Genomic DNA, 4,568 nt, shown 5'->3' with positions numbered 1-4,568 from the left:
TCCCTTAAGAGAGGGCGACTCAAGTCTCGAAGTTAATTGGTGTGAAGTGACTGTTATTAATGAAAAAACCCAGAAAACTATCTACCAAAATAATTGGATAACTAATCATAAAATCACGGAAAATAATGTCGAAGAAATTGTAAAAGCTGGACGCAGCAGATGGAAAGTTGAAAATGAAGGCAATAACGTTCTTAAAAATCACGGTTATAATTTAGAGCATAACTTTGGTCATGGTCAGAATCATTTGTGCGAGTTCTTATTGTCTTTAAATTTACTAGCTTTTTTATTTCATACCGTTTTAGATTTAGTTAATTACACCTATCAAAAGATTCGTGAGCTATTAGTAACTCTGACTTCTTTCTTTAATGATATTCGTACCCTATTAAAATTTATTTGGTTTAAGAATTGGTCGGAGTTTTTCTCATTTATTCTCACCGAATATGTCCCATTCAAACAAGTAAATTCTAGTTGAAAATGTCAGAACTCTTGAAGGAGAAAAAGAAAGTTGTTTATAAAAAAAACTAAAAATTTTGTTAGAATTTCATCTGAATTTATAAGTTGAAATCGATTTTTCATGGACAGAGTTCTTAAAACCTGTCTATCTCCAGCCTTGGATGATAATTATCTATCAAAAAATAATGCTTCTACACAAGTTCTCTATTTAAATAAGAGAATTTTATCTGATTTTTTTCAAAATGAGAATTGCTGTTGGAACACCAGTGACCTTACCTATTAGGTCAAATAGGATTAGTTGGAAACAAAATCCTGCTCTACCCAGCTTTGTGTCCCATTATCCCTTACCTATTAGGTCAAATAGGATTAGTTGGAAACGTCGGTCTGGCGTGAATAATGCAGGAAATTGCTGGTAGATCCTTACCTATTAGGTCAAATAGGATTAGTTGGAAACTAAAAAAGTAGGGCTAATTCCGGAATTAGCCCTACTCTTCTTCCTTACCTATTAGGTGAAATAGATAAGGTTGGAAACACTTTGATAACAGCAGTCTTAGAGATTTTATAATCCGCTCTCCTTACCTATTAGGTCAAATAGGTAAGGTTGGAAACCTTCTCATAAGAAACAGGAGAAGCAGGGATTGAAGCGATTTTTTTTATCCGTTAATTTCCCCTATCAATCCGTTAGGATTACTAGGCAATTAACTAACAAGAAAAAGTCATGGCAGTCTTAGAAATGCTCACCGTTCCCTTTTGCTCTCCCCTTGCTGGCAGCCTTGGCGAATAGATAATTAAAATAACTCAAATAGGACTGCCCTAGCAGTTCTTTCTAGGTAAAGCGGCAATTTTTAATCAATTGTTAAAATATTAAAAGGATGCTAAAGATGGCGGCTAGGGTTTCCAGAGTGAGCTATCCTAGAGATACTACTTACTCCATCCTCCCCCATGCTCGATCGAGTTCTCCATAGTCGTTATCAAGTCCAACAGTTACTGGGAAAAAAAACTATCTTAGCTAGGGACAGACACACCACCCAGTTAGTTATCATTAAACTTATTTCTGTTCCTAGGGGGCAAGGGAGTCAGTTTATCGGAGAAATAACTGGTAAAATTGCCCTATTGCGACAACTCTCCCACCCATCTCTCCCCAAATACCTCGATAGCTTTGAGATAGATTCATCCCAGGAAGCAATCATCGCTATTGTCCGACCTTATTTATCAGCGCAGCCTTTAGAAAACTATCTTAACTCCAGTTATTTGTTAGCAGAACAAGATCTCAAACAAATTGCCAAATATCTTTTGGAGATTCTCTCCTATCTCCATCAGCAGGATGTCCCCATTAACCACGGCAATATTAAACTTAGTAATATCCTCTTTGATACCCAGTCCCATCGTTTTTATCTAGTTGATTTTGCCTTTGATTCCGATTCTCCCACCACGGACTTACAGGATATAGGTAAAAGTTTGATTAGTTTAGCCACGGGGATTAAGCATCGTTACATACCCGAAAACTTTGAACAAAAAACTAATCTAAGCGCTTTTTTCATCTATTGGTTAAAAAGATTATCAAACTCCCCCCCAGACTCTCATTTTCGTTCGGTGACAGAAGCTTTAGCCAGCTTATATAGTTGTCAATTGATCCTAGTATTTATTGGCAATCTGACCAAACCCTACGGCAGCGAAGTTACTGTTTATAAAAAAGATAATCTCCTGCAAATAAAAATCGCTAGTAAAACCAAACAAAAGTTTTTCAACAATCTCAAAACCCAGTTAAGACAGTTTTTACCATCCCTATTCTTTACGTTCATTCTCTTAACCATAGTCGGTATTTATGAGCTCAAACTGGTCGCTTTTTTAATCCCGATTATCCTAATTTTTCTGCTCAATTTAATCTCCTCTAGTTTATCTTGGCAGTTATGGAAATCTTTTTGGCAGGGGGAACTAGAGTTAAAACTTACCCCCAAAAAAGTTTCTCTCTACCAAAAACTCTGGGGGCTGAAATTTAAACTAACTGCCGATGCTGCTAGTTCCGAAATTTATAGTCTCCTCCGTCGCAATGTCACCGTCACTATGCAGGGAGAAAATGTTAATATTATTCCTCCTTCTCTGGTTCTCGTTGCCAACCATCGAGAATATGTTATCACTGCCAGTGAAGATGTTAGCGAAGCGGAATTAGATTGGTTGGCACAACAGTTAAGTGATTGGCTACGTTTACCGATTACGAGAATTTAAGGTGTATTAAGCTAAGTTAATACACCCCAAATTTATCTGATAACATCTTCCGATTTAATCAGATGCGCTTCTAGGAACCAGAGACGTTTATCGATGTCCCGGGAGATTTCCGTATAGAGATCTGCTGTGTCGGCATCCCCTTGATTGCCAGTGGTATCAATAGCAGAACGAAGATGGGCGGCGTATAAGGCATAACGTTCGGCTAAAGCAACGATATGTTCACTACCATCGACGATATCAGCCGGATATTCCGGCAGAATCGAGTTAGCGGCAGCGATGCGCGCTGTTCCCAAAGCGGTTCCACCTAAAGCGGTAATCCGTTCTGCTACCATGTCCCCATAGCCTTCTAATTCCGTGGCCATTTCGTCGAATAGGCTGTGCAATTGGTAGAAATTTAAACCTTTTACATTCCAGTGGGCCTGTTTAACCTGAGTTTTTAGGTCTAAACTAGCGGCAAGGGTTTGGCTTAAGATTTCAACCACAGCTTTGCGGATATCTAATGCTAAATCGATGCGGGTGGCGTAGTATTGTCCCGTGGTTTTGGTTTTGACTGGAGTGGCTACCATAATCTTTCTCCTTGATCAGTTAACAGAATACTCGATAATTTTCTCACTTGTGTCCGTGTAGAGGGGACTGATTTTGATCCTACAATTAAGCTCAAGTTATACACATCCCCTTTCAGAATTGATTAACATCGCCCTCAGCCGTCAGCTAGATAATAGTGTTGATAACTAGAAAAATGGCTAATTAATTGAAAAATCAGAGGCTGATAGCTGATAGCTGATTAATTATGCTCCTAAATAAGCCGCTAATTCTTCCGAACCGCCAATTAATTGGCCGTCAATGAAGACTTGTGGGGTGGTGGTATTACCACTCATGGCCCGCAGAGAACGACTGGTGGCATCCCGTCCGAGGATAATTTCTTCGTATTGTAGGCCTTTTTCTTCTAACATTTTCTTGGCCCGGAGGCAGTAGGGACAGCCGACTTTCGAGAAAAGAGAGATTAAAGGCGGTTTTTTGGCTTCTGGGTTGATGTAGTTTAGCATCGTTTCTGCATCGGAGACTTTGAAAGGATCTCCCGGTTCTTCCGGTTCAATGAACATTTTCTCGATAACACCATCTTTGACTAGCATCGAATAGCGCCAAGAACGTTGACCGAAACCTAAGTCAGCTTTATCGACTAACATCCCCATTCCTGCGCTAAATTCGCCGTTACCGTCGGGAATCAAGACGACATTATCACATTCTTGATCTTTTGCCCACTCGTTCATGACAAAGGTATCATTCACCGACAAGCAAACAATAGTATCTACGCCATTTTCCCGAAAAACTGGGGCTAATTCGTTATATCCGGGTAAATGGGAGGTGGAACAGGTGGGAGTGAATGCCCCGGGTAAGGCAAAAAGAACAACGGTTTTTCCTTTGAATAATTCCTCGCTGGTGATGTTCACCCATTGATTATTTTGACGTACAGGAAAGGTGACATCGGGAACTCTCTGCCCTTCTCGGTTTGGTAGCATAATCGTCAACTCCTAATTGCTAAGTCGTACTCATTTTGAGTTTGTCTAAATTAAGTGTACTCATAACGACTATGAGTTGTCAACAAGTATTTATGCTTAAATCAGGAGATAGGAGACAGGAGACAGAAGACAGGAGAATGGGAATTGACTCTCCCCCGCTAACCGCTCGCGCGGTGTAGCGGGGGATTCTCGGTTCTTAGGCTTTTAACTAGATCGACCTGGTTTAACCCGGTCGATCCCCGTCAGATCGCCTCCGCAAGCGTTTTCTAACACGGTCAGTCCGACCGCGTTTTTTCCTCGGTTCTCGATTACCTTCGCTGATGCCGTATCTCTCGGTTCAATGTGGCCGCAAGAATCACACCGGTGAAC

At 40.3% G+C, this 4,568-nt stretch carries 3 protein-coding genes, 1 pseudogene and 1 CRISPR repeat array; of the genes and pseudogenes, 2 read left to right on the top strand and 2 right to left on the bottom strand.

What is annotated here, in order from left to right:
• Both O9290_RS07170 and O9290_RS07165 read left to right on the top strand, forming a co-directional pair.
• A pseudogene (locus O9290_RS07170) lies at positions 1-386 on the top strand (ISNCY family transposase); the annotation flags it as partial.
• Positions 387-723: 337 nt separating this feature from the next.
• Positions 724-1,062: direct repeats of the CRISPR family, unit length 36 nt; unit sequence CCTTACCTATTAGGTCAAATAGGATTAGTTGGAAAC.
• A 333-nt stretch (positions 1,063-1,395) separates the two neighbouring features.
• The gene (locus O9290_RS07165) at positions 1,396-2,679 is read left to right on the top strand and encodes a protein kinase domain-containing protein (RefSeq protein WP_002758587.1); all 1,284 of its coding nucleotides are present in this window, start codon (positions 1,396-1,398) and stop codon (positions 2,677-2,679) included.
• A 32-nt stretch (positions 2,680-2,711) separates the two neighbouring features.
• Here the strand turns inward: O9290_RS07165 and dps are convergent, their stop codons facing one another.
• Both dps and O9290_RS07155 read right to left on the bottom strand, forming a co-directional pair.
• Positions 2,712-3,245 carry a DNA starvation/stationary phase protection protein Dps gene (gene dps / locus O9290_RS07160; RefSeq protein ID WP_002758588.1) on the bottom strand — a complete coding sequence of 178 codons (534 nt, stop codon included), beginning with the start codon at positions 3,243-3,245 and terminating at the stop codon, positions 2,712-2,714.
• 222 nt (positions 3,246-3,467) lie between these two features.
• Positions 3,468-4,199: a glutathione peroxidase gene (locus O9290_RS07155; protein WP_002758590.1), complete on the bottom strand. Its 732-nt coding sequence runs from the start codon at positions 4,197-4,199 to the stop codon at positions 3,468-3,470.
• Positions 4,200-4,568: the final 369 nt, after the last annotated feature.

This window comes from Microcystis sp. LE19-41.2A, from assembly GCF_027530405.1.
Taxonomy (GTDB): Bacteria; Cyanobacteriota; Cyanobacteriia; order Cyanobacteriales; family Microcystaceae; genus Microcystis; species Microcystis aeruginosa.
Note: the sequence above shows the minus strand (reverse complement) of the source record. Positions and strands in the feature narration are given on the sequence as shown.

What these genes read in the sequence shown, in the direction of transcription:
- O9290_RS07155 (WP_002758590.1), bottom strand. Translation starts at nt 4,199, where the DNA reads ATGCTACCAAACCGAGAAGGGCAGAGAGTTCCCGATGTCACCTTTCCT.
- dps (WP_002758588.1), bottom strand. Translation starts at nt 3,245, where the DNA reads ATGGTAGCCACTCCAGTCAAAACCAAAACCACGGGACAATACTACGCC.
- O9290_RS07165 (WP_002758587.1), top strand. Translation starts at nt 1,396, where the DNA reads ATGCTCGATCGAGTTCTCCATAGTCGTTATCAAGTCCAACAGTTACTG.